This is a genomic window from Paenibacillus sp. sgz302114, assembly GCF_056120345.1.
The window spans coordinates 1-23,458 of the sequence record NZ_JBVYOI010000020.1; the positions used below are offsets into that span (position 1 = coordinate 1).

Below are 23,458 nucleotides of genomic sequence, written 5' to 3' on the forward strand. Positions count from 1 at the left end.
ATCTAAGCGTGAAGCCCCCCTCAAGATGAGATTTCCCAGTATGTAAGACCCCTGAAAGACGATCAGGTTGATAGGTTCGAGGTGGAAGCGCGGCAACGTGTGCAGCTGACGAATACTAATCGGTCGAGGGCTTATCCTAAACAAGTGAAATCCAGCTAAGCAAGAAACCTTCGCAAAGGTTCGTATCCAGTTTTCAAGGCGTAAGGCCTTGTATATAGAGTCTCGCTAACGCGGCTCACCGTTTGGTGGCGATGGCGGAGGGGAACCACGCGTACCCATCCCGAACACGACCGTTAAGCCCTCCAGCGCCGATGGTACTTGGACCGCAGGGTCCTGGAAGAGTAGGACGTCGCCAAGCACAGATAACCGACCATATCAATATGGTCGGTTTTTTGTTGTCTGTACTTAATTGCGGGTTGTCTTTTTCACCCAGAGCTGGTCATATCTCCTTCACAACTGTGCGAGCAAGCGGGCACATACTACTGACAACGCAGTCATTCTTTGTGACGGAGGTGGTAACGAGTGATGGTGGACGGTGTGAGAACAAAGGCATTTGCTATAATGACAGCGCTTCTTGTATGTACGGGCTGTGGGAGCTCGACGCAGCTGCAAGAAGCGAGCTTACCTCCATTAAAAAATCAGATGAAGCCACCAAATTTCAATGCACATGTAAATGTTCCACATACTTTTTCTGCCGCGATTAAGTCACAGCAGTCACAACCACGAACTGCCAGAGTACGTAGACCGTCTGTGCCTAAAGAGCCTGTAAAAGGCATCTACGTGTCCGGTTGGGTAGCAGGCAGCAAGAAGCGGCTTGATCGGCTCATCCAGCTTGTTGACCTTACTGACCTCAATGCGATGGTCATCGATGTGAAGAACGAATATGGCCAGCTTACCTACAAGTCTTCGCTGCCTGAAGTAAACGCCATTGGTGCGGACAGGCACGCAGCGATAGGTGACGTACAGGCGCTGCTGCGCAGGCTGAAGGATAAGCATATTTATGTGATCGGGCGTATTGTGACTTTCAAAGACCCGTTATACGCTAAATCACATCCGAGCCTAGCTCTTCAGCGGAAAAGTGGAGGGGTATGGCGGGATGTGCAAGGTAAAGTGTGGCTGGATCCTTTTCAGCAGCAGGTTCGTGTTTATAATGCAGCTATTGCGCAAGAAGCGGCTGCAATTGGCTTTGATGAGATTCAATTTGATTATGTACGATTTCCGGATAACGGGTCGAAGGTTGATCGAGAAGTTCAGTACAGCAGCAGCCGGGGTGGAAAATCAAAGTCACAAGTTATCGCCCAGTTTCTTAAAGAAGCTAAAGGAGGCGTACATGCAGCAGGTGCAAGGGTATCGGCAGATGTCTTTGGACTCGTGACCTCATCAACGAATGACATGGGTATTGGCCAATCATGGCGTTCCATATCGAACGCTGTTGATGTCATCTCCCCGATGACCTATCCTTCTCATTATTCTACAGGCATGTATGGGGTAAAGCAGCCAGATCTTAGCCCTTACGCAATTATCCGCCATGCCATGATGGATGCGAATCACCGTAATAATTTGATTAGTAGCGGAAGTGATCAGAAACCTGCGACTATTCGACCATGGCTGCAAAGCTTCACTGCGAAGTGGGTGCACCCACATCAGCAGTACGGGGCAGAACAGGTGAATAAGCAAATCCAAGCAGCCAAGGAACAGGGGGTTCATGAGTTTCTACTGTGGAGCTCGAATTGCAAGTATGATTATCGTTCTTAATATCGACAAAATCCCCCTGCCGTCGTTATCTTGACAGCCCTATACCCCTCTGATACTATTGCAATAATATACGCGGACCTCTTGATTTTACTGGGATTTTTACGATAATTCCGACAATTCAAGGGAGAAGCAAATCGTTTGGGGAGGAACAAATCTGTGTGGGAAAATAAATTCGCCAAAGAAGGCTTAACCTTCGATGACGTACTGCTCGTGCCTCGTAAATCGGAAGTATTGCCTAGGGAAGTTGATGTTTCGATCACACTAAGTCCTAGCGTCAAACTTAACATTCCACTCATCAGTGCAGGTATGGATACTGTTACGGAAGCTAAGCTCGCGATCGCTATGGCACGTGAGGGCGGCATCGGCATCATTCACAAGAACATGTCCATCGCTCAGCAAGCGGAAGAGGTAGACCGTGTTAAGCGTTCGGAAAGCGGCGTTATTACGAACCCGTTCTCGCTTACAGCTGACCACCACGTGTATGACGCTGAGGAATTGATGGGCAAATACCGGATTTCTGGCGTTCCAGTTGTGGATGGCGATAAGAAGCTTGTCGGTATCATTACGAACCGCGATCTTCGCTTCATCCATGATTATTCGATGAAAATCAGCGAAGTCATGACGAAGGACAATCTCGTCACAGCCCCGGTAGGTACAACTTTGCAGCAGGCAGAGGTTGTTCTCCAGAAGCATAAGATCGAGAAGCTGCCGCTCGTTGATGACACGAATACACTTAAAGGTCTTATTACGATTAAAGACATCGAGAAAGCAATCCAGTTCCCGAGTGCGGCGAAAGACCCTCAAGGCCGTCTGCTTTGCGGCGCTGCAGTCGGTATTGCGAAGGATACTCCAGAGCGTGCGGAAGCGCTGGTTAACGCAGGCGTTGACGTACTCGTCATTGATACGGCTCACGGACATCAGAAGAACGTAATAGAGATGGTTCGATTGCTGCGCAACAATTACCCGGATCTTACAATTATTGCGGGTAACGTAGCGACTGGTGAAGGTACACGCGAGCTGATCCAAGCCGGCGCGTCCGTTATCAAAGTCGGTATGGGTCCCGGTTCGATCTGTACAACTCGTATTATTGCTGGTATCGGCGTACCGCAAATTACAGCGATTTATGACTGTGCTTCGGTTGCGCGTGAATACAATGTTCCAATTATCGCTGACGGTGGTATCAAGTACTCCGGCGATGTTACGAAGGCGATCGCTTCTGGCGCAAGTGCGATTATGATCGGCAGCTTGTTCGCAGGCACGGAAGAGAGCCCGGGCGAGTCGGAAATTTACCAAGGTCGCCGCTTCAAGGTTTACCGCGGTATGGGCTCCATCGGCGCAATGAAGGAAGGCAGCAAGGACCGTTACTTCCAAGAGAACGAGAACAAGCTCGTTCCGGAAGGCATTGAAGGCCGTGTTGCTTACAAAGGACCGCTTGCAGATACCGTGCATCAGCTAATCGGCGGCTTACGTTCCGGTATGGGATATTGTGGTACGGCAAGTATCGAAGAGCTGAAGAACGATACGCAATTCGTTCGTATTACAAATGCGGGTCTGCGCGAAAGCCATCCGCATGATGTTCAAATTACGAAAGAAGCGCCAAACTACTCGCTGTAATCATTACTAATGCTGCAGCATAAATGAAATAATGACGGACCTGGCAGGAAGATGGTGGGAATCACCGTTTTCCTGTCTTTCTTTTTTTAGAAACGATGTGCTTTGTGTTACAATAACTAGAGTAGATGATAGAAGAGGAGAGAGAATGTTGAAACGGAAAAAGGGACTGGTACGCTTCGTACCGACCATCTGTGCAGCTGTTATTGCAACGATGCTTACAACGACTCTAGGCACTTATAAGGCTCATGCGGATTCGTCAGAATTCACACCGAACTCGCTAGGAATTGAGGTGCGTTCAGCAGTTTTAATAGATGCAGATACCGGCCAGGTTCTCTATGCGGTCAATGCCGACAAAGCTTATCCGCCGGCAAGCATGACAAAGCTGATGACCGAGTACCTTGTGCTTGAAGAGGTTACTGCTGGACGTTTGAAAATGACGGATGTGGTTACTGTTTCGAAGGAAGCAGCTGATATTCCTCCTGACGGCTCCGCAATCTATCTGGCAGAGGGCGACAAGCATACGGTTAAAGATTTGTACATGGCGATGGCGGTTCAATCGGCTAATGACGCAACTATCGCGTTGGCAGATGCAGTTGCTGGCACGGAGCAGGGTTTCGTTGAGAAGATGAACGAAACGGCGAAGGCGCTCGGCTTGACATCGGCTCACTTCACAAGTGCGACCGGCCTTGCGGAAACGACGGTTATATCGGCAGGCGATATGGCGAAATTCGCTCGCGTGCTGATCAAGAAGCACCCTGAGTTTCTTGAGTTCGCAAGCACGCCAAGCTACAAATTCCGTGAGCGCGATAAGACGCCAATGATTAACTTGAACTGGATGCTGGAGACGAACAAGTCGATCCCATCCTTGAAGAAATATGCATATACCGGCGTTGACGGCATGAAGACGGGCTACATCGGTGCAGCGGGCTACTGTTTCACAGGAACAGCGAAGCAAGGCGATATGCGTCTGATCTCGGTCGTTATGGATGCCTCTTCGAAATCCTCGCGGTTCATCCAAACAGCGAAGCTGTTCGACTACGGCTTCCAAAATTTCGAGAAAAAGACGGTTGTAGCGCCGAAGACTGTTGTAGAAAGCGCAAAGACGGTAAAAATAAAGAAAGGCAAATCGAAAGAAGTGCCTATCATGACAGCAACAGATGTGACGTTCCTCGTGAAGAAAGGCGCTGCTCCAGACGTTAAGCTGACGAAGGTCGACGTGAAGAAGGATAACGAGCTGGTAGCTCCAATTCCAAGCGGCACTGAAGTAGGCTCGGCGACATATTCCTACAAGGATCCGGAAACCGGTCAATCCATTGATAAAACGGTTAAGCTGATCACATCCGAAGAAGTGAAGAAAGCAAGCTGGTGGCGCTTGATGTTCCGTGGACTTGGCGGCTTTATTTCGGGATTATTCCATGGGATTATGGATTTATTTTAAATAAACGGGTGGCGACAGCTATTTATGAGGTGTAAATAGTTGTCGATTAGACCGCTATGCTGTAAAATTATTGGTTAGAGTTAGTCCGGCGATTTACATGTTGGAGAAACTGCGAAAAACTTTTTGGGAGGATTTACGAACATGGAAACAGGAACTTCGCGCGTAAAACGCGGTATGGCTGAAATGCAAAAAGGCGGCGTCATTATGGACGTTATGAACGCCGAGCAAGCTAAAATTGCTGAAGCGGCTGGCGCAACAGCGGTTATGGCGCTTGAGCGTGTACCTTCTGATATTCGTGCAGCAGGCGGCGTAGCCCGTATGGCTGACCCGACAGTGCTTGAAGAAGTAATGAAGGTTGTTTCGATTCCGGTTATGGCGAAAGCACGTATCGGTCACTATGTAGAAGCACGCGTGCTCGAAGCTCTGGGTGCGGACTACATCGACGAAAGCGAAGTACTCACGCCTGCTGATGAAGTGTTCCATATCTCGAAGCGCGACTTCACAGTTCCATTCGTGTGTGGTGCGAAAGATCTTGGCGAAGCGCTCCGTCGTATTCAAGAAGGCGCTGCAATGCTTCGTACGAAAGGCGAGCCAGGAACAGGCAACATCGTTGAGGCTGTTCGCCATATGCGTCTGATTACGGGTCAAATCCGTAAAGTACAGAACCTTTCCAAGGACGAGCTTTATCATGAAGCAAAGAACCTCGGCGTACCTTACGATTTGCTTCTGGACGTTCACGAAACAGGCAAGCTTCCTGTCGTTAACTTTGCGGCCGGCGGCGTAGCAACGCCTTCCGATGCAGCGTTGATGATGCACCTGGGCGCTGACGGCGTATTCGTTGGTTCGGGTATTTTCAAATCCGAATATCCAGAGCGTTTCGCTCGTGCAATCGTTGAAGCAACAACGCACTACACAGATTACAAGCTGATCGCAGAAGTATCCAAAAACCTGGGTACACCGATGAAAGGCATTGAAATTTCGAAGCTGGCGCCTTCCGAGCGCATGCAGGACCGCGGCTTCTAGGAAGGCGGTAAAGCGATGAAGATTGGCGTACTGGCGCTGCAAGGCGCTGTAGCAGAGCATATACGTAGCATTGAAGCGGCTGGCGGAGAAGGCATTGCTGTTAAGCGGGTCGAAGAGCTGGGCGCGCTTGACGGGCTTATCATTCCCGGCGGCGAGAGCACGACGATCGGCAAGCTCATGCGCAAGTATGGCTTCATCGATGCGATTCGTGACTTCTCGCAGCAAGGCAAGCCGATCTTCGGTACTTGCGCAGGGCTGATCGTCCTGGCTGAACGTATAGAAGGCCAAGAGGATGCGCATCTGCAGCTGATGGATATGACCGTCGCGCGAAACGCATTCGGCCGTCAGCGTGAAAGCTTCGAGACGGACCTGCCGATAAAAGGCATTGATGAGCCGGTGCGTGCAGTATTCATCCGAGCACCTCTTATTAAAGAGGTAGCGCCGAGCGTCGATGTACTCTCTACGTACAACGGCGAAATCGTAACTGCAAGGCAAGGCCATCTGCTTGCTTCGTCTTATCACCCAGAGCTTACGGACGATTACCGTCTGCATGCTTATTTCCTGGACATGGCGAAGGAAGCGGCTGCGGCTAAAGCATAGCTGCATAGCATAAAAGACTGCGTAAGCAGTCTTTTTGCCGTTGTTGATGCTGGGTGGGGCACTCCGATAGTGCTCGCATTCACCGACATTCTGATGGTCTCTCCCGTGGTGCTTCGCACCAAAGTCGTTCCCATTCAGAATGTCGGTTTTTCGCTCAACTTCGTCGTGTTTTTATAAATTTTCAAAAAAAGAAGGGGGCGTTCCTTTCGTGTTGGATGTTAAATTGTTGCGTAATGATTACGCTAAAGTAGAGCAAGCTTTGCTGAACCGTGGCAAGTCGCTGGAGCTCATCTCGAACTTCCCGGCGCTCGATGGCAAATGGCGGGACATGCTTCAAGAGACAGAGCAGCTGAAGAACCGTCGTAATACCGTTTCGCAGGAGGTTGCGAAGCTGAAGAAGAGCGGCGGGGACGCAGAAGCGCTGATTCTGGAGATGCGTGAGGTAGGCGACCGCATTAAAGTGCTTGATGAGGAGATTCGCGTCGTTGAAGCAGAGACTGCAGAGCTGATGCTGGCGATTCCGAACGTGCCGAACGAGTCGGTTCCTGTTGGCTCTTCTGAAGACGATAACGTGGAGATTCGCCGTCATGGCGAGGTGCCGTCGTTCGCATTTGAACCGAAGGCGCATTTTGAAGTGGCACAGGATTTGGGCATTCTTGATTTCGAGCGTGCTGCGAAAGTAACTGGCTCGCGCTTCGTGTTCTATCGTGGCCTTGGCGCGCGTCTGGAGCGTGCGCTTATTAACTTTATGATGGATCTACATAGCGATGAGCATGGCTATGAAGAGATGCTCCCGCCGTACATCGTTAATCGCGACAGCCTGATCGGAACGGGTCAGCTGCCGAAGTTCGAAGAGGACCTGTTCAAAATAGCGGACACGGAGTACTATCTTATTCCGACTGCGGAAGTGCCGGTGACGAACTTTCATCGTGAAGAGATTCTGTCGGCGGAAGAGCTGCCAAAGAATTTCGTTGCATACAGCGCATGCTTCCGTTCAGAAGCGGGATCTGCCGGCCGTGACACGCGCGGATTGATCCGCCAGCACCAATTCAACAAGATTGAGCTGGTGAAGCTGGTGAAGCCGGAGGATTCGTATGCAGAGCTCGAGAAGCTCACTGCTAACGCCGAGAAGGTATTGCAGCTGCTTGGCTTGCCTTATCGCGTTCTAACGCTCTGTACGGGCGATATGGGCTTCACATCCGCGAAGACGTATGATCTTGAAGTGTGGATTCCAAGCGGCGGTACGTACCGTGAAATCTCGTCCTGTTCGAATTTCGAGGATTTCCAAGCTCGCCGTGCGAATATTCGCTTCCGTCCGGAACCGAAGAGCAAGCCAGAATTCGTTCATACATTGAACGGTTCAGGCCTTGCAGTAGGTCGTACGGTTGCTGCGATTCTGGAGAACTTCCAGCAAGCTGACGGTTCAGTCGTTGTACCGGAAGTGCTGCGTCCTTACATGGGCGGCCTTGAGGTTATAAGCGCTCGATAAATAATGTTGTGGCCATAGGGTGAATTTGGAGTTGCGAATCTGAATTCCCCTGTGGTATAATACATCTTGTGACCTTTGGAAAAGGGTCGTTTCATCATTCGGAGAGGTACCGAAGCGGTCATAACGGGGCGGTCTTGAAAACCGTTAGGGGGCAACTCCACGTGGGTTCGAATCCCACCCTCTCCGCCATATAATAAACTACAAGCCGCTTCCCGAATGGGTAGTGGCTTTTTTGTGCAATGGCGGAGATGGGATTCGAACGGGCCGTTAAGCAAACACATCGTGTTTGTAGGCCCCGGCGTGATAGTCGCCCTAACAGCGTCCGAATGGACGCTGTGCGACGGAGCGAATCCCACCCTCTCCGCCATAAAACAAACTACAAGCCGTTTCCTGAATGGGAAACGGCTTTTCTGTGCCATGACGGAGATGGGATCCGCCACTAATTCTCATAACGGCGCTCAAGCGAACAATCGCTTGGGTGCTTTTTTGCATTCGCTTTGCGTCACGGCAGCCGCATAAAAACACCGCCAAAACCGCATATTATCGGCATGGAGGTGGTAAGCGATGAGCAAGCACGATGAGCTCGCAATTGATCAGCAACAGCTGACGTTAGCGTGGCAGCAAACACTGCCAACGACGATTAATGAAGCCGATCGCGCGCAGGTGCTGGCTGATGAAGCGGATCCGTCAGCTCTGCGCATTACGATACATGCGGCTGGGCACCAGATGTATGATTTTGATTTTAAGGTCGCCTATGTGGATGGCCGTGAAGTGCAAACGACACTAATTGATGTGGAGAAGGACGGCCGCTCGATCGACGAGAGGACGGAGATCGTTCAGGAGCTGGTGCAGGATTACACACGTCATATTCATGAATGCGCACAAGCGCTGCACGATCTGACACATCCATAGCTCCCGCCGTTATAGCTGTAGCCGTACACACGTATAAGGAAAGGCAGGCGAAGCTAAATTTATGACAAAGGTTAAAGAAACTGCGGATAAGAACTTGAGCAATGTCGTAGAGGATCTGGATAAAAATCCAGTGAACAGCCATCATGCCCAGCAACTGCAGCAGGATACGAATGATCGCCGACATCAGGATGATCTGAATCACGACGAGCCGTCAGATTTGTTCCATTCGCGCAGTTAGTGAATTTCTAATAAAGAGGTGTATTGAGTATGGGCGGCAAGTCCAAGAGCGTTCCTGTATCCAATCCGGATGAGCAGCGTGCCAGATCGCGTTCGGATAATGATTCGCATCAACCGGTAGCTCACTCGGGCTCGAAGAAAACGAAACAGGCCAATCATGTGAGTCATAATAACCCGCAAGGATAAGCATAATTGGAGTATGAAGCAAGCCCTCTGAGATGGAGCAGCATCCGTCGACAGGGGGCTTTTTTGGCATAGGGCTATGGAACTGAAGATGAAAGTGCCATCATTTAATTCTTCCGATTGATCCGAGGATCAGGTAAAATGAAAGGTGCTCGCTTCATTGTGGGCTCGTTTCGTTAAAGGGAGAGGAGTTTTTTTATAATGAAATTCGTGAAGCTAAGCACAATTCTGCTGCTCGTTGCAGCATTAGTCGTCTTAAGCGGCTGCAGCAGCTCCAAAACTGCGAAGGAAACGATGCTGGACGCAATGGCTAACAATCAAGATGCAAAAAGCATGGCATATACAGGAAAAATTACGCTAGGTGAGCTGTCGCTGCCTCAAAAGGAATTAGCGGATGGCAAAGTGCCGGCTGTGGCTCCGCTTATTTTGTCGATGTTGAAAGGTGCGGTTATTAACTTCCACGGTAAGGTGCAGAAGTCGCCTGCGCGTGCTGAGCTTGTGATGGATATGACACTTGGCAGCGGTGATGTGAAGCTGAATGTATCGCTCCCGATGATTATTACAGCAGATAAAGTATGGATAAAGGTACCACATATACCAGGCTACCCGATGCTTGATGCGCTCTCGGGAAAATTCGTGGAAATGGATGCGAAGAAATTGGCGCAGGAGCAAGGCGTCGGTGATCTTACCGCTTCGCAGAACATCGGTCAAGATCTGCTTAAAGCGCTGCTAGATAGTCTGGATGAGAAAACGTTCTTCTCCGAGCCGAAGGCTGCAGATATTAATGGACTGCCGGAAGGGCAGGAGGCTGACAAGTTCGTACGCTTCGCTGTGGATGGGTCGAACAAAGATGCTGCGCTGACGGCGGTGATGGAGAAGGGAGCGCCGCAAATCATTGATATCTTGCTTAGCAATGAGTCGTATATGAAGACTCTTCAGCTGAAAAAAGAACAGCTGGAGGCGGCGAAAAAACAACTCGCCGGCGGTAACACGGGCAAAGCGAAGGATGCAGTTGATACGTTCAAGAAGAGTGTGAAGATTGGCCAGCTCGAGGTAACCGGCGGCATTAAGGATGATTACTTGACGTACGGAGGGCTGAACGTGAAGCTTGAGTCTACTGACGCTGCTGCTGGCGGGCTTAAGTTAGACATGCATTACGAGATGTCGATCTCGGATATTAATAAAGATGTGAAGTTCGAATATGAATTGCCGAAGGATGCGATTCCAGTCGAGCAGCTGCAAGGAATGCTCGGGCTGCCAAGCGGATCATAATCATAAAGAAGAAGAAGCGTCCACTCCGCGATGGAGGGACGCTTCTTTGCATGATCAAGAAGGTTAGAACTTGAAGCTTGCTGCCGATTGCGTCAAGTTGTTCGCCAAGCTGTACAGTGCTTGTGAATTGGCTGCTGTCTGCTCTGAGCCTGCAGAGGCTTCTTGACTGAACGCGGCGATCCCTTCTATGGAGTTCAGCACATCCTTGGTCTGGATGGACTGCTGCTCGCTCGCAGAGGCGATATCGGTAACTTGCTTGGTCATTTCGTTGATTTTGTGCGTAATGGTCTGGAACGATTGCTCGGTGCGCTTGGAATATTCCATGGCGCTCGTCGCGGCTTGGACGCTTTCTGTGCTGTAATTCTGCATATCGTGAATGATGCGTGTAATTTGCATGGCAGCTTCACTGCTGCGCTCAGCCAGTCTGCGTACTTCGTCTGCTACGACAGAGAAGCCGCGGCCCTGCTCGCCTGCGCGGGCTGCTTCAATGGCTGCATTAAGCGCCAGCAGGTTGGTTTGCTGAGCAATCTCGTCGATGACCTCGATGATCTCTCCAATTCGCATTGAGGCGTCTTGCAAGGTCGTCATTTTGCTGCTTAGGGCGATCATACTGTCGATGGAGAGCTGAACAACCCGGCTGCTCTCATCGGAAATTTGCTTCGTATCCATGCAGAGATGCGACGTATTCTCCGCATTGCGAGCGACGAGATTGATTGCGGCAGCCTGCTGCATGAGCAGCTCGTTCATCTCCAGTGTGGAGCGGGCTTGCTCGCTGCTTCCCCTTGCAATCTCTTCTGTACTCTGAGAAATATCCTTGGACGCATTGGAGACGGAGACGGCGCTCTCTTTCATATGGCTGATTACGGTTCGTAAGCTTGCGACCATATGGTTGAAGGATTTGGTGAAGGCGCCGATCTCGTCCCGAGGCGCATAATCGCTCGTGACGGATAGGTCTCCGCTCGCGATGGAACGCGATAACTTCTCCAGATTGGTCAGCGCGCTGACAGTCGAGATGCAGAAGGCAATGGCGAGATAGAGAGCGAGCGCCAGCAAAGCTGCGATGAAGATAATGGCTTGGTAGAGCTGGGAAGTGAAGCTGCCGATACGCTCGTGCAGCAGCTGATCCAGAACAGGCGCTGCTTGATCAGATAGCTTGTAGATGGATGCGGTCGCCGCTCTGGACAGACTTGTGAAATTGGCTGAGGTAGACGAAATTTGACCGCCTTCGCCTAGCAGTTGTTCATTGAATTGCTTCTCTAGCTGCTGGATAAGGCTTGAAGTCTCCGCCAGCTGATTGCTAAGGAGCGGCTTGATCGCCGGATTGCTGGTGAAGGCGGTCTGAAGATCGGATTGCGCGGTGTCCATGTCATATTGAAGCAGCGTCATGTAGCGCAGCAGCTGTGTACGAGCTTCGAGCGAGAGCTGGTTACTGCGGCTTGCTTCCTCCGCAATCGTAAGGGATAAGCTGAGCAAGTTCGACACGGCAGGAAGCTTCACTTGCGTGATGTCCATAATATAATAGCTGTCGAGATCGGGGTCGAGGATCAGATTCGAATTGTTGGCGACAAGCTCTGTCAGCTTGAGAAGGTCTTCGACGAGCGTCAGATGTTTATTATATTGGGGATCAGTGGTGCTTGATTGCAGCACTGTACTCTTATTGGACTGCCATTCAGACTTGATGCGGCTCCAAGCCTCGCTCGTCCCGAGTGTCTTGCCTAGATCAGCGTCGAGCTTATCTTGCGCTGCGATTGCAGTGTCCATCTGCTGCTGCAAGCGTGTAATTGCGATCGATGCAGTAGCATCACCGTGGCTGCTGCGGTATGTATTAGTCTGTTCACGCAGCTCCTCTGCAGTGCGCAGCAGCTTGGTAACGCCGGCATTATACTGACTGCCGAGCAGTTCTTGTTTGCCGAAATGAATGCCGACATTCTTCGATGAAATGTAGAAATACATAAGAAACACGATGGGAATGACGAGGACGATGCCGATCAGCATAAATTTCTTCGCATAGTTCTGACGGTCAAGCAGCTTGATGGCGAGGGAGAAGAAAGGCATTTTCATAGGTAGCACGTTCCCTTCATAGATGTTAGATAACCTAACAAATGAGTTCGGCAAAATATGTTAAAACCCTTCTTGTGTGAGTCGTTATACCTAAAATAAAAAGAACCGCGCCCAAGGACGCGGTTCTCCTGTGTGAGGTTAGCTCTGTTGATGCAGCGCTCGCCATTCGCTCAAGTATGGAGCATAACCGAGATCTTGCGGCTCATCTGGCAGCCAGGCGATAAACTCCAGCTCATTGCCGTCCGGATCGTTGAAGTAAACGGCAGCTGCAGGCATCCACGTGTGGACAATCGGTTCGATTGGCTCGCGGCCAAGCACAGGAACTGGGGATAACCCTCTGGCGCGCAGCCATTCGATGGATTTCTCTAATTGTGCTAGATCCGTACCGAACGCAAAATGCCTTGTGCGAACTTCAGTGCCCGCAGGTACTTCCCATACGCCCAGCATCTGCCGATCTTTGCCTATATAGAAAAAAGCGACGCGGCGCTCCTCAACGACAAGGGACAATTCTAATCCAAGGTCCTTGTAGAAAGCGATGGAGGCTTGCAGATCTTGCACTTGAATATGAGTTTCGTATAGATTCTGAATCATCATCCCGACCATCCTCCTGATATAAAGAATAAACCCTTGAGTATCAAGGGTTTGCAGTGCATCCGTTTAATTGTGTTCGGATATAATGGCGAAGATCTGATGGTCTTCCCATTGTCCATTAATCTGTACACCTTTTCGTTCGATGCCTTCCTTATGAAGGCCTGCTTTCTCAAGTACACGCATGGAGCCTCCATTGCTTAGCATAACGCCTGCATCAATGCGATGCAGCCGTAATTCATTAAACGCATATGCGACAGCTAGGGAGACGGCCTCCGTCGTTAATCCTCTACCGTTATATTGCGCATCCAATTGATAACCAATCATGCCCCGTTGAAGCGGGCCCCGATAGATGTGGTTCAGAGATACACTGCCAATCAGCTTGGCGTTCTCTCTCAAAAAGATGCCAAAGCTATATTTCTTATCGTCATCGCGCTGCTGGAGTGCATCGCTTATATACTTGCGTTTCGACTCAAGCGTGTAAAAGTCATCTGCAATAGTAGGCGAGTACTTCTGAAATAACTCGCGGTTGTCCACATGCAAATCGAGTAATGCTTCTGCATCTTCATCCTCAAAGAAGCGGATATATACATTGTCTCCTGTCATAATCATGTCCATTATGCCTCCGTTAAAAAACAAAAAACCTTGCCATAACAAGGTTTGTAATCAAATGGCGCGCCCGATACGATTCGAACGTACGACCTGCAGTTTAGGAAACTGTCGCTCTATCCTGCTGAGCTACGGGCGCCCGGTAAGGATAATAATAGCATGTTTGGCGCGATTGGCGCAACGTAGCAATGTGGATATCGTGGGGATGATGTGGGTAGATCGCAGTCAATAAGATATCCACATCTGAATAACTACTGAGAGAGACCAAAGACCTATTCGAATACTTATCAACTGTGAATAAAGGACTGGAAACGACTGTTTTGTGCAGAGTGTTGTCGAAAGTTTAAGCGCATTCACGGTCATATTGTCGACAAGGTATTACAAACAGATTCGAACTTAGCGTATATAATAATAGATGACTTATTAAACTTCCTTTAACAATTAGACATCCACGATTCCCGCACATATCGTTGCACCCTTAACCCTAATTGAATGTGATAGGAGCTGTCTCTAAGCCGCCATGAATGACAAAATGATTCTTCTCCATGAGCTGCAGATGCTTCGAATAAAGCTGTTTGAAATAGCTGAAGCCCGCGGCAGTTTAACCGACCCAGAAGTCATCGCCATAAGTGAAGCTGCTGACGAAGTCATTGTGACGCTGCAACAGCTCCATAAGGAAGAACAGGCGAAATATAGTACTAGGTGCGCCCTCGCAATCGACGGAAGAATTGAGTCAGCAGCTGTGCACACTCTTGCTGCAGAAGGCCTCCGAGCAGCTCCGTTTCGTGATTGAAGCGCGGCTCCTGCAGCAAATTCATCAACGTTCCGGCACAGCCCGCCTTCGGGTCGGTTGTGCCGAAGACGACTTTTTGAATTCTCCCCTGCACGAGCGCTCCCGCGCACATCGGACAAGGCTCCAGCGTCACGTACAGCGTACAGCCGAGCAAGCGCCATGCGCCGAGATGCTGGCTTGCTTCCCGAATAGCGATCATCTCCGCGTGTGCGGTCGGATCCAGGTTCGTCTCCCTCAGATTGTACCCTCGACCAATGATTTCACCGTCCTTCACGATAACAGCGCCAATTGGCACTTCCCCAATCTCTTCTGCTTTCCGCGCTTCGGCAATCGCCTCTTGCATCCACTTATAATCTTCCTCGCGAAAATAATCCGTTTCTGTCGTTATCATCTTAATACGCCTCCAGTCCCAGTAAATCCGGTTTTATGCAGCTGCGACATGAATCGACTGTCGAATTGTGCCACGAACAAATATTCGTTGTTAACAGGTTGTGCATAGAATTGTGGATAAGTAGGATTTACTCACAGTTATGTACACAAATTATTCAATCGCCCTGTGAATATGGGGAAAATCCTGTGTATAAGTTGTGAGCCATCCTCCATCTATCAGATGTAACTTCGGTTTCCTCCATAATATTGGTGCTGCAGATTGCTTTCATTTTATGACAATTATGATATGATCCAAGTAAGATGTCCACAAGCTGCCTTAAAGGGTGTGTCACATATTGTCGGTCAAGACGAAGTTGTCTTTTATGATCTCATTGCTTGTATTTATCATGCTTGCATTTCATGTAATTTTGAGTGAATATTCGACACGCGTCAATTTACGCTCTGACGTAGAGGCGAATATGATGGCCATTAGCCAGCAAATTGCAGTTAATGTCATGCAGAATTCAAGGGAACATACATTTATACATACGATGCTGACGGAGAAGCTGAAGGCGGTTTCGCTCGAGGCAGCGGACCAGCTTCCAGAATCCTCGCTTCTCGTTACGGATCAGAAATTGGCGTATTTAGCAGATAAGCTTGGCGTTACTCGAATATCCACGATGATCCTTGATGGATCCAATTATATTACTGTTCATTCATCTGATCCCTCAGAGATCGGGCTGGAGCGGGATGCATTGCAGTTCTTGCTTTCGGGCAACACGTTCTGGACGCCGCCATTTGTCGCATCTCTCAATGACAAAGAAACGATGGGGGAAGGCAGCTACTTTGCAGTGAGCGGGCGCAATTATGTCATTCATTGTTATATGCAAAGCGATCAGCTAAGCGATTATGAGGAAATCGCGCATACGACATCATTTTTGACGGAAATGAAAGCAGGCAACCCCACCATACTCGAAGTGACGGGGTTTGACCCGGCAACATTTGCAAAAATACCGGAGTCGCAAGCGCCGGATTACGTCAACAGCACGGAGTCCATGAGCAATTCAATCCCGTTCGGCAGTTATGGCTACCGAGAAATCGAGCAAGATAAGAAGAGCGTGAAGGAAGCGCTGAAGGGCAAGCAGGTGTTCCGCTATACGGATATAAACAACAGATCGGTAATCAAGAGCTTTGTCGCAGTAAACCAGCCTCTCCCTTACGTCATTGGGCTTGTATTCGATAAGAGACCGATGCTCGAGCTGATGGCGGAGCAGCGCAACAATCAGATTATGATTTCCGTATTGCTGCTCGTATTCGTCATCTTCTGCAGCTACTGGCTCTCGGGCCTCCTTTTCCGACCGGTAAGCTCGATTCTATGGAAAATAAACGAAGTATCCTTCGGCCGATTCGACAATTCAATTGAAGTAAAGCGCAAGGATGAGCTGGGTCAGCTGGCGCAGCGAGTGAATGCGATGTCGAAGAACCTCGGCATCTACATGACGAAGCTGAAGATGGCGTTTGAAGAGAACCGATCTATGAAAGAATATTTGGAATCATTCATTAATCATACAACCGATGCGATCCATGTTGTCGACCTGGAAGGACGTACGACGCAAGTGAACCGTGCGTTCGAGCAGTTGTTCGGCTATGAGGCGGAAGTCGCAGTCGGTCAGGTCCTGCCGCTCGTACCGGAGCATTTGATCGAGGAAGAGCAGAAGTACTTGGAGCAGCTGCGAAGCGGCAAGACGCTGACTGCACGCGAAACGCTGCTGGTAACGAGCGAAGGCGAGTGGATCGCGGTTAGTGCGACAACGTCGCCAATACGCGACAAACACGGCGAGATTCGTGCGATTGCGACCATTACGCGGGATATGACAAGCCGCAATAAGATGGATGAGCTGCTCCGCAGGTCTGAGAAGCTGACGACAGTTGGCCAGCTTGCTGCCGGCGTCGCGCACGAAATTCGTAATCCGCTGACGACGCTTCGCGGATTTCTGCAGCTGCAGCTCGAGACGTCTAAGCTGAATACGATGCATGTCGATCTCATGCTGTCGGAGATTGACCGGATCAATCTCATTGTCGGTGAGTTTCTAATTCTGGCGAAGCCGCAAGCGGCACGGTTCGAAGAGAAGGATGTCCGCTTCATTCTCGGCGATGTCATCTCGCTCCTCGACAGCCAGGCGCATCTATGCAATATTGAATTTCTTACCGCATTCGAGCAAGCGGAGTGCATCATTTCCTGTGAGGAGAATCAGCTGAAGCAAGTATTTATTAATGTAATCAAAAATGCGATCGAAGCGATGCCGGAAGGCGGACAAATAACGATCGAGGTCAAGCGTGATATGCCACATCACGTAAAAGTCGTGATTATTGATGATGGGATTGGCATTCCGGAGGATCGCATTCCAATGCTCGGCAACCCGTTCTATACCGATAAAGATAAAGGAACGGGACTCGGCATCATGGTGAGCCAGCGCATTATTCAGAGCCATCAAGGAGCGCTCGAGATAAAGAGCAAGGTTGGGGTAGGTACGAAAGTGATGATCACGCTCCCATTATTGAAATCATAACGGCATCATGTACAATACATACCGAGGAGTGACCGGACATGAATGAAGCAAGCCGCGGCTATCGCTCGTTGGTGCTTGGTGCTACAGGGCTGGTCGGCTCGGCGTTGCTTGGGCAGCTGCTCGCTGATCCGCAGTGTACGGCGGTGACGATTCTGGCGCGCAGGCCGCTGCGTCCATCGCCGGATATGCTGCAAGCCTATGGCAGCAAGCTTACTGTTCTAACCGCCGACCTCGATCGGATGGAAGAGGCGCTAACCGGAGTGGAAGTCGATATCGTGTTCTGCACGCTCGGCACCACGATTAAGAAGGCCGGCTCACAGGAGGCTTTTCGCGTGGTCGATCTAGAGTACCCGGTAAGGCTTGGGGAATGGGCGAAGACGCATGGCGCATCCAAATATATTGTGGTCTCCGCGATGGGCGCCAATGCGTCGTCCTCGATCTTCTACAACCGGGTCAAAGGGGAAATGGAAGCCCGCCTAACGGAAATTGGCTTGCCGGAGCTGCATATCCTTCGTCCCTCGCTGCTGCTCGGGAAGCGTGAAGAATTCCGCCTAGGCGAGAAGGCGGCGATTCTGCTAAGTCCGCTCATGAAGCTGTTGATGGTTGGTCGGCTGCGTATGTACCGTCCCGTACAGGCTGCCGCAGTGGCCGCTAAGATGGTGAAATGCGCCCATGCGGGGCAAGTGGCCTTGGGCGGGCGCCCGATCACGCAGATATATGAGAATGATGCAATTACTGCTACAATAATAGATGAATAACGATAGGTGCGGGGTGAACAAGTCAGTTGAGGATTAACAAGTTTATTAGCGAAACCGGCTATTGCTCAAGACGCGAGGCGGACAAACTGGTTGAATCGGGCCGCGTATCTATTAACGGCGTAACAGCCGAGCTTGGCAGCCAAGCGGAGCTTAGCGATGACGTTCGCGTCGATGGCCGCCGAATTGGAGAGCAGCGTTCCCACGTCTACATCGTGCTGAACAAGCCTATAGGCATCACGAGCACGACCGAATCGCATGTTGGCGGCAATATTGTAGATTACATCGGACATTCGGAGCGGATTTTTCCGATTGGACGCTTGGACAAGGATTCGGAAGGGCTCATTCTGCTGACCAATGACGGAGATATTGTGAACCGGATATTGCGTGCGGAGGGCAAGCATGAGAAGGAGTACGTCGTTACGGTTGATCGTCCAGTGACACCGCGTTTTCTTCAGGCGATGAGCGAAGGCGTTCGTATCTTGGGCGCGATGACCTTGCCGTGCAAGGTGGTGCGGGAAGGCGACCGGGTATTCCGGATTACGCTGACGGAAGGGAAGAATCGTCAAATTCGACGTATGTGCCAAACATTCGGCTACAACGTGAACAAGCTGCGCCGTGTTCGGATTATGAATATTCATCTCGGACAGCTTGGTTACGGGAAGTGGCGGGATCTGACGAAGGACGAGCTGAGCGAATTGTTTACGATGCTCGACTATAAGTAGTAAGCAGGGACGAGGCTTCAAGAGGAGCTTTTCCCGGGAAATAATACAATAGCAGTAAAGCGAAAGATCAGAGAGAATCGGCTTTAATGAGGCGCCTCTGATCTTTTTGCATGGAAAACAAACATTTGTAATCCTAGAAAACATGAAGTAAAATTATAAAGGATTGTAGGCACTTTGCATAGAGGAAACTGTAAAATAATTGCGTTTAAGCAGGACGCCGCAACGGGTAATGAGTTGGACAAGCCCGGCAGCGCTAGCTGCGAGTTAGTGGACATCCACATCATTTCATGGGCGGAAGGGACTTATTCCATGACTAAATTACGAGAGCTGCTCCAAGAGACAGCTATTATCGATACTTATCAGGCAGCCGTAGATTCTATGATGATCTCCGGCATTGCTTATCATTCGGGTAAAGTGCAAGAGGGTAACCTCTTCGTCTGTATTACCGGTTACGCGACCGATGGGCACAAGTATTTGCGCGACGCTGTGGCGAAAGGTGCGGTAGCGGCAATCGTGGAGCGCGTGCAAGACGATGTCAACGTGCCGCAATATGTCGTGCCGAACAGCCGGATTGCCCTTGCCCAGCTTGGCAGCGCGTATTATGGTCATCCGTCAGAGAAGCTGAAGATGATCGGCATTACGGCGACGAATGGTAAAACGACGACGACCTATATGACCAACGCGATTCTAGAGCAGCATGGGCTGAAGACAGGGCTCATCGGTACAGTTGTTATTAAGATCGACGATTCGGAGATCCCATCGGAGCTGACGACACCGGAGTCGCTTGATCTGCAGTCTTATCTGGCACAGATGGCGGAACGGGGCGTATCCCATGTGAGCATGGAAGTGTCCTCGGCGGCGCTCGAGTCCCATCGGGTGGAGACGGTTGATTATGATATCGTCTGCTTCAATAACTTGGGCCGTGAGCATATAGATTCGCATGGCACGTTTGAGAACTATTTTGCGGCAAAAGCAAGCTTGATCAAGCGCGCCAGTGAACACAGCTACGCTGTGCTTAACCTCGATGACGAGTATGCGGCATCCCTCGTTACGGAGACGGCGGCGCAGGTCATTACGTTCGGCATGAAGAGCAGCGAAGGCACGCTCCACTGCAAGGATCTAGATCTCTCAACAGGCCGCGCCAAGTTTACGGTCGAGATCAAGAAGCCGTTCAAAGCGGGCGGGATCGAGTATACGCCGGGCGAGTTCCGCGTGGAGCTGCGCATTCCGGGGCTGCATTCCGTTTACAACTCGATGGCGGCTATTACGGTGGCGCTGCTGTGCGGCATTCCGATCGCGACCATTCAAGAGGCGCTGCGTACGTTCGGCGGCGTGGAGCGCAGATTCGAGTTCATCCATGAGGATGAGTTCATTATCATCGACGACCATTTTGCTAATCCGGGCAATATTAATGTAACGCTTGAGACGATGCGCTATATGGACTATGAGAAGTTCCATCTCGTGTATGCGATACGCGGTCATCGCGGACCGGTCATTAACCGCGAGAACGCAGAGGCGATCGTGGAGTGGCTGAACAGGCTGGAGATGCGCGAGATCATCGCTACGCGAAGCGAGTCGCATGTGAACAAGAACAATACCGTTTCCGATGAGGAAGCAGAGGTGTTCCTGGAAGTAATGAAGGAAGCGAACATTGATGTACAGCTGTACCGTGAGCTACCGGATGCCATTGCGACTGCGCTGTCTAAGGCGGGCCGCGGTGATCTGATTCTGCTCGCAGGCTGCCAAGGGATGGACCCTGGCGCTGAGATTGCGCTGAAGCAGCTGGAAGAGCAACGCAACAACCGATAACGGATTAACGGATAAAGTAGGTAGAATGATGATGGAGCATAAAAGGCGGTTAGGTGTTCTTGGCGGGATGGGGCCGAAGGCGACGTCCGTATTTATTGATCAAATTATAGAGGCAACAGTAGCCGACATAGATCAGGATCATATTGATATGATTATCTTGAATCATGCTTCCTTGCCGGATCGGACCCATGTCATTCTGGAGAATAACCCGGGGCCGTTTCTCCGTGAGATCGAGAAGGACATTCGACTTTTGGAGCATGCCGATGTCGCGAATATTGCGATGCCTTGCAATACGGCGCATTATTATATCGAGGAAATGCAGCAGATGACGCCGATTCCGATCATTGACATGGTGGAAGAGACGATGAAGGAGATCCATGCGCAGCATGGCGACGGCTGCAAAGTCGGCATTCTGGCGACGAACGGCACGCTGCACAGCGGAATCTACAGCAAATCGGCGCTTAAGTATAACTTGGTGCCGCATGTGCCGGAGCCTAAGGTCCAGCAGCAGGTGATGAATATCATCTACAAGGATATTAAGGGCGGCGTCCAGATTGACCCGAAGGAAACGGAAGAAATCATTCATAACTTGGTTACAGTAGATGGCTGTCAGTGCGTTATCATCGCATGCACGGAGCTCTCGATTATTCCGTTCAGCGCCGAGGCGAAGCGGGTCAGCATTGATGCGATGGACGTACTCGTACGCAAATCAATTGAGCTGTCACTGCCGCGCGACTAGATGAATCATATAGATAGGCATAAAGAAAACCCGTCAAGCTTCATTAGAGCCTGACGGGTTTTGTTGCATTACTTCTTCGTGGGGTCGACCGGAATCGTCACGAATTTCGTGCTATCGGCGTATTTCCGGATAATGGACACTTCAACCCGGCGGTTCTTCGCACGTCCTTGCGCGGTTTTGTTATCCGCAATAGGGCGATACTCGCCATAACCGATGTTGCTGAAGTGGTGAGGGTTGAGCTTCTTGTTCTCAAGCAAAATATCGGTGAACCGGATAGCCCGAATCGAGCTAAGATCCCAGTTTGAATTGAATTCGCTGGAATTCATTGGTACATTGTCTGTGTGGCCAGAGACGACGACCTCATAGTCGTTGTATTTCTGCAGCATGTTCCCAATCGTGACGGCCAGCTTCCGGGATTCCGGCTTCACCTTCGCACTACCCGGTGCAAAGAGGGAGCTGTCGCTGATTGTAATTGTCAGCTGCGACTGATTAAGCTTCGTATTAAGCTGTGTCGTGAGGCCGTTCGACTGAATGTACTTGTCCATCTGCTTCTTCAGCTTCTCAAGATCCTCTTGTTCCTTCTTAATCAGCGAGTCGAGCTGATCCTGCGTCGGAGCGCCGCTCTTCTTCAGGGACTGATTGTCTTCATTATTAACCTCGGTTGTGTTAACCACTTGTTCAAGCGGATTGACGAGCGAGGCTTGATCTAGCACGCCAGTGCCGCTGTTTAGCGCAACATTGAAGGCTTTGCTCATCTCTTCAAACTTCTTGGAATCGGAGGTGCTCATCGCATAAAGCACGATAAACAACGCAAGCAGCAGAGTCAGCAAATCGGCATAAGGGATGAGCCACGTTTCGTCAGCATGCTCCTCGTGGTGTTCGGCTTTATGCTTTTTGCTCAACGGCCTCTGCCCCCTTCTGGCTCAGTTGCAGACGTTCTGTCGGCGTTAAGAAGACAGACAGCTTCTGATTAATAGCGACCGTAGATACGCCAGACTGAATGGAGAGCAAGCCTTCTACCATCATGAGACGCAGCTCGACTTCACGCTTCGAAAGTCGTTTCAGCTTATTGGCAATCGGGTGCCACAATACATAACCTGTGAATATACCTAAAAGAGTGGCAACGAAAGCCGCTCCAATCGCGTGCGCGAGTTTTCCCATATCACTCATATCAGCGAGAGCGGCGATCAGACCGATTACGGCCCCGAGCACCCCTAGCGTTGGCGCGTACATGCCGGCTTGGGAGAAGATGAGCGCGCCGGCGCGATGACGCTCTTCCGTTGCAGCGATATCCTCGAGCAGAACGTCGCGAACGAGATCCTGGTCGTTACCGTCAATGATCATCCGCATGCCATTACGAAGGAACAGGTCTTCAATCTCGTCGACCTTCGACTCCAGTGCTAGAAGACCTTCGCGGCGTGTAATTGTTGCCCACTCCATGAAGAGGGCGATTACTTCTTCGCGGGGAAGAAGCTTTTGTACGACAAAAATCATTTTGATCAGTTTCGGGAACTTCTTCAGTTCAGAAATTGGGAAACCGATGAATAACGAGGCTGCAGTACCGACGATAATGATTACAAAAGCGGCCGGATTGATGAGAGCCTCAATCGGAGCGCCTTTGAGCGTCATACCTAGCAGAACTGCGATAAGCCCAAGAACAATACCAATGACAGTAGATTTTTCCATGACACACCTCAACTAGTTAAGAATATTAGGATACAATTGTAAACGGCAGGGCCGTATAAGCCTGATGTAATCTCAATCCGCGCACCTCATGTGGATGCGACGTCGAGAAAGGAAGCAGACGGCTGACCGCTGTGTCATTATGACAAAATGGACCTCGTTTCGACAGACCTACCTCTATATTATTTATCGGCAAAAGGTGCGTTCAGATTAGAGCGAATTGGATGTTTTAGT

General features: G+C 50.4%; 22 protein-coding genes, 2 tRNA genes and 2 rRNA genes. 19 read left to right on the plus strand and 7 right to left on the minus strand.

Going from position 1 to position 23,458, the window contains the following annotated elements:
• The 13 genes from AC0LWF_RS26260 to AC0LWF_RS26320 all read left to right on the plus strand — a co-directional run.
• Window positions 1-139, plus strand: a 23S ribosomal RNA gene (locus AC0LWF_RS26260); the annotation flags it as partial.
• Window positions 140-241: 102 nt separating this feature from the next.
• Window positions 242-358 (plus strand): 5S ribosomal RNA (gene rrf / locus AC0LWF_RS26265).
• Between the two features lie 392 nt (window positions 359-750).
• The gene (locus AC0LWF_RS26270; RefSeq protein ID WP_474654452.1) at window positions 751-1,755 is read left to right on the plus strand and encodes a putative glycoside hydrolase; all 1,005 of its coding nucleotides are present in this window, start codon (window positions 751-753) and stop codon (window positions 1,753-1,755) included.
• 156 nt (window positions 1,756-1,911) lie between these two features.
• On the plus strand, window positions 1,912-3,369 hold the full coding sequence (guaB, locus tag AC0LWF_RS26275) for an IMP dehydrogenase (protein ID WP_474654453.1): 1,458 nt from the start codon (window positions 1,912-1,914) through the stop codon (window positions 3,367-3,369).
• A 145-nt stretch (window positions 3,370-3,514) separates the two neighbouring features.
• Window positions 3,515-4,807, plus strand: coding sequence for a D-alanyl-D-alanine carboxypeptidase family protein (locus AC0LWF_RS26280; RefSeq protein ID WP_474654454.1), 1,293 nt, complete (start codon window positions 3,515-3,517; stop codon window positions 4,805-4,807).
• A 141-nt stretch (window positions 4,808-4,948) separates the two neighbouring features.
• Window positions 4,949-5,830, plus strand: coding sequence for a pyridoxal 5'-phosphate synthase lyase subunit PdxS (gene pdxS / locus AC0LWF_RS26285; protein ID WP_126012716.1), 882 nt, complete (start codon window positions 4,949-4,951; stop codon window positions 5,828-5,830).
• Window positions 5,831-5,845: 15 nt separating this feature from the next.
• Window positions 5,846-6,430, plus strand: a complete 585-nt coding sequence (gene pdxT, locus AC0LWF_RS26290) for a pyridoxal 5'-phosphate synthase glutaminase subunit PdxT (RefSeq protein ID WP_474654455.1) — start codon at window positions 5,846-5,848, stop codon at window positions 6,428-6,430.
• 208 nt (window positions 6,431-6,638) lie between these two features.
• Window positions 6,639-7,919 carry a serine--tRNA ligase gene (gene serS / locus AC0LWF_RS26295; protein WP_474654456.1) on the plus strand — a complete coding sequence of 427 codons (1,281 nt, stop codon included), beginning with the start codon at window positions 6,639-6,641 and terminating at the stop codon, window positions 7,917-7,919.
• A gap of 100 nt (window positions 7,920-8,019) precedes the next feature.
• Window positions 8,020-8,108, plus strand: a tRNA-Ser gene (locus AC0LWF_RS26300).
• A 375-nt stretch (window positions 8,109-8,483) separates the two neighbouring features.
• Complete coding sequence (locus tag AC0LWF_RS26305; RefSeq protein WP_090581768.1) at window positions 8,484-8,831, plus strand: hypothetical protein; 348 nt, start codon at window positions 8,484-8,486, stop codon at window positions 8,829-8,831.
• A gap of 61 nt (window positions 8,832-8,892) precedes the next feature.
• A complete protein-coding gene (locus AC0LWF_RS26310; RefSeq protein ID WP_474654457.1) occupies window positions 8,893-9,069 on the plus strand; it encodes a hypothetical protein in 177 nt (58 codons plus the stop codon).
• A gap of 29 nt (window positions 9,070-9,098) precedes the next feature.
• Window positions 9,099-9,254, plus strand: a complete 156-nt coding sequence (locus AC0LWF_RS26315; protein WP_474654458.1) for a small acid-soluble spore protein P — start codon at window positions 9,099-9,101, stop codon at window positions 9,252-9,254.
• Between the two features lie 198 nt (window positions 9,255-9,452).
• Window positions 9,453-10,523 (plus strand): hypothetical protein, encoded by a 1,071-nt coding sequence (locus AC0LWF_RS26320; protein WP_474654459.1) that lies wholly within the window; start codon window positions 9,453-9,455, stop codon window positions 10,521-10,523.
• Between the two features lie 63 nt (window positions 10,524-10,586).
• Here AC0LWF_RS26320 and AC0LWF_RS26325 read toward each other — a convergent pair whose 3' ends face one another.
• The 4 genes from AC0LWF_RS26325 to AC0LWF_RS26340 form a co-directional block, all read right to left on the minus strand.
• Window positions 10,587-12,584 (minus strand): methyl-accepting chemotaxis protein, encoded by a 1,998-nt coding sequence (locus tag AC0LWF_RS26325; RefSeq protein WP_474654460.1) that lies wholly within the window; start codon window positions 12,582-12,584, stop codon window positions 10,587-10,589.
• A gap of 138 nt (window positions 12,585-12,722) precedes the next feature.
• Window positions 12,723-13,175: a VOC family protein gene (locus tag AC0LWF_RS26330; RefSeq protein WP_474654505.1), complete on the minus strand. Its 453-nt coding sequence runs from the start codon at window positions 13,173-13,175 to the stop codon at window positions 12,723-12,725.
• A 66-nt stretch (window positions 13,176-13,241) separates the two neighbouring features.
• Window positions 13,242-13,781 (minus strand): GNAT family N-acetyltransferase, encoded by a 540-nt coding sequence (locus tag AC0LWF_RS26335; protein ID WP_474654506.1) that lies wholly within the window; start codon window positions 13,779-13,781, stop codon window positions 13,242-13,244.
• Between the two features lie 62 nt (window positions 13,782-13,843).
• Window positions 13,844-13,920, minus strand: a tRNA-Arg gene (locus AC0LWF_RS26340).
• Between the two features lie 393 nt (window positions 13,921-14,313).
• Here AC0LWF_RS26340 and AC0LWF_RS26345 point away from each other — a divergent pair.
• Window positions 14,314-14,574 carry a Spo0E family sporulation regulatory protein-aspartic acid phosphatase gene (locus tag AC0LWF_RS26345; protein WP_474654507.1) on the plus strand — a complete coding sequence of 87 codons (261 nt, stop codon included), beginning with the start codon at window positions 14,314-14,316 and terminating at the stop codon, window positions 14,572-14,574.
• On the opposite strand, the gene tadA is transcribed toward AC0LWF_RS26345, so the two are convergent.
• Window positions 14,480-14,965, minus strand: a complete 486-nt coding sequence (tadA, locus tag AC0LWF_RS26350; RefSeq protein WP_474654461.1) for a tRNA adenosine(34) deaminase TadA — start codon at window positions 14,963-14,965, stop codon at window positions 14,480-14,482. The two genes, AC0LWF_RS26345 and tadA, sit on opposite strands and share 95 nt — an antisense overlap.
• Before the next feature lie 457 nt (window positions 14,966-15,422).
• Between tadA and AC0LWF_RS26355 the strand changes: the two genes are divergently transcribed.
• From AC0LWF_RS26355 to cuyB, 5 genes are all read left to right on the plus strand, one after another.
• On the plus strand, window positions 15,423-17,513 hold the full coding sequence (locus AC0LWF_RS26355; protein ID WP_474654462.1) for an ATP-binding protein: 2,091 nt from the start codon (window positions 15,423-15,425) through the stop codon (window positions 17,511-17,513).
• 38 nt (window positions 17,514-17,551) lie between these two features.
• The gene (locus AC0LWF_RS26360; RefSeq protein WP_474654463.1) at window positions 17,552-18,271 is read left to right on the plus strand and encodes an NAD(P)H-binding protein; all 720 of its coding nucleotides are present in this window, start codon (window positions 17,552-17,554) and stop codon (window positions 18,269-18,271) included.
• Window positions 18,272-18,297: 26 nt separating this feature from the next.
• Window positions 18,298-18,993 carry a 23S rRNA pseudouridine(2604) synthase RluF gene (rluF, locus tag AC0LWF_RS26365; protein WP_474654464.1) on the plus strand — a complete coding sequence of 232 codons (696 nt, stop codon included), beginning with the start codon at window positions 18,298-18,300 and terminating at the stop codon, window positions 18,991-18,993.
• A gap of 309 nt (window positions 18,994-19,302) precedes the next feature.
• Window positions 19,303-20,802 (plus strand): Mur ligase family protein, encoded by a 1,500-nt coding sequence (locus tag AC0LWF_RS26370; protein WP_474654465.1) that lies wholly within the window; start codon window positions 19,303-19,305, stop codon window positions 20,800-20,802.
• Window positions 20,803-20,827: 25 nt separating this feature from the next.
• On the plus strand, window positions 20,828-21,541 hold the full coding sequence (gene cuyB, locus AC0LWF_RS26375) for a cysteate racemase (protein ID WP_474654466.1): 714 nt from the start codon (window positions 20,828-20,830) through the stop codon (window positions 21,539-21,541).
• A 68-nt stretch (window positions 21,542-21,609) separates the two neighbouring features.
• On the opposite strand, the gene motB is transcribed toward cuyB, so the two are convergent.
• Together motB and motA are read right to left on the minus strand one after the other, a co-directional pair.
• A complete protein-coding gene (motB, locus tag AC0LWF_RS26380) occupies window positions 21,610-22,443 on the minus strand; it encodes a flagellar motor protein MotB (RefSeq protein WP_474654467.1) in 834 nt (277 codons plus the stop codon).
• Window positions 22,427-23,227 (minus strand): flagellar motor stator protein MotA, encoded by an 801-nt coding sequence (gene motA, locus AC0LWF_RS26385; RefSeq protein WP_474654468.1) that lies wholly within the window; start codon window positions 23,225-23,227, stop codon window positions 22,427-22,429. The genes motB and motA overlap by 17 nt, the downstream gene beginning before the upstream one ends.
• Window positions 23,228-23,458: the final 231 nt, after the last annotated feature.